Raw genomic sequence first — 1,573 nt, forward strand, 5'->3', positions numbered from 1 at the left:
CTGGATGGGGATGCCACCCAGAAGTTCGTCTTCGTCGAAGTTGAGCAGTTCGACGGTGCAGTCACTGTAGGCCGTGGAGCGGCACAGCAGGACGTACCCCTCGTCGACCTCGGCCTCGTTGCACGCGAACGTCGAGTAGTTCTCCATCTGGATCTCGCCGTCGAGCACATACGATTTGCACGCCGAGCACCGTCCCTCACGGCAGCCGTGCATGAGATGAATGCCCTGCCGGAAAGCAGCGTCGATGGCCTGTCCCCGGTGAATGAGACCGCTCGGATTTAGAGTCCTGTTGGCCCTGGTGAGGGGCCAGAAGGGACACTGAGAACCATGGCTGGACGTAAGCGGCATTCCGCGGAGGAGATCGTGCGGAAGCTGCGCCGTGCCGACGAGTTGGCCGCCGCAGGCGCTTCGGGTGAGGAGATCGCCGCTGACCTGGGGATCTCGGCGGCCACGTTGTATAACTGGCGCCGCCAGTACGGCGGGATGGACACCGACGCCGCCAAAGAGCTCAAGGAACTGCGCGAGCAGAACGCCCGGCTCAAGCGGCTGCTCGCGGATGCCGAGCTGGAGAAAGACGCGTTGCGGGAGATCGCTCGGGGAAACTTCTAGGCCCGGCGGCCAAGCGGCGGGCTGTGGGCATGCTCTTGCAGGTCAAGGGCATGTCCGAGCGGTTCGCCTGCAAGGTCGTCGGGGTGCATCGGTCCACGTTCCGGCGACTTCCTCTCGACCAGACACCCAATGATCCCGATGCCGGGGCCAGGGCCTGGCTGCGCGATTACGCGCGCAAGAACCCGTGTCACGGGTTCCGTCGGGCCTGGGCAGCGTTGCGGTTCGACGAAGGCCACCGGGTCAACCGCAAACGGGTCCACCGGTTGTGGAAGCAGGAGGGCCTGCAGGTGCGGACGCATCACCGGCGCAAACGCGCCGGGTCGTCGTCGGTGGCGGCAGTCGAGGCGGATGCGCCGAAGACGGTGTGGGCATTGGACTTCCAGTTCGACTCCACCATCGACGGGCGGGCAGTGAAGATTGCGTCGATGGTGGATGAACACACCCGGGAGTCGCTGCTGCATGTGGTGGAACGCTCCATCACCGGCGAGAAGCTCGTCGCCGAACTCGCCCGGGTGTTCGCCACCCGTGGTGTCCCGAAGGTGCTGCGGTGTGACAACGGCCCAGAGATGATTTCCGCAGCGCTGCAACGGTTCTGCGCCAAAAGGATAGGGATCACCTATATCCCGCCCGGGACGCCCTGGAACAACGGCTACATCGAATCGTTCAACCGTCGACTGCGCGCCGAGTGCCTCAACCGCAACCACTGGACCTCCCTGCTCGAGGCCCGTGTGGTCATCGGTGACTTCAAAACCGACCACAACCTGCGGCACCGGCATTCAGCGCTGGGCTACCGAACGCCGGCCGAGTACGCTGCGGCCTGCACCCACACCCACCATCCGGTGGACTGCGGGATCAACTGACAACGGACGACACAACCCGGGCTCTACTCCCGAGTGGTCGCGTTATCGGGGACCGGCCACCCGCCCGCTGTCATTGCCGCCGCCGCGATCACCGGGATCATCGG

At 65.1% G+C, this 1,573-nt stretch carries 2 protein-coding genes; one reads left to right on the plus strand and one right to left on the minus strand.

Translation table 11 applies throughout. From position 1 onward, the window contains the following. The coding region (locus tag ACF1B9_RS37950) for a 2Fe-2S iron-sulfur cluster-binding protein (protein WP_391795987.1) at nt 1-348 on the minus strand (348 nt) is incomplete at its 3' end. Between ACF1B9_RS37950 and ACF1B9_RS37955 the strand changes: the two genes are divergently transcribed. Then, nucleotides 328-1,469, plus strand: a protein-coding gene (locus ACF1B9_RS37955) for an IS3 family transposase (protein WP_115410734.1) whose coding sequence is annotated in 2 segments (ribosomal slippage) — nt 328-595 and nt 595-1,469 — 1,143 coding nt in all. Because the reading frame shifts where the segments join, the coding sequence is not laid out codon by codon here. The two genes, ACF1B9_RS37950 and ACF1B9_RS37955, sit on opposite strands and share 21 nt — an antisense overlap. The last annotated feature ends 104 nt before the right edge of the window (nt 1,470-1,573 follow it).

The organism is Streptomyces sp. NPDC014727 (genome assembly GCF_043083485.1).
Classification (GTDB): domain Bacteria; phylum Actinomycetota; class Actinomycetes; order Streptomycetales; family Streptomycetaceae; genus Streptomyces.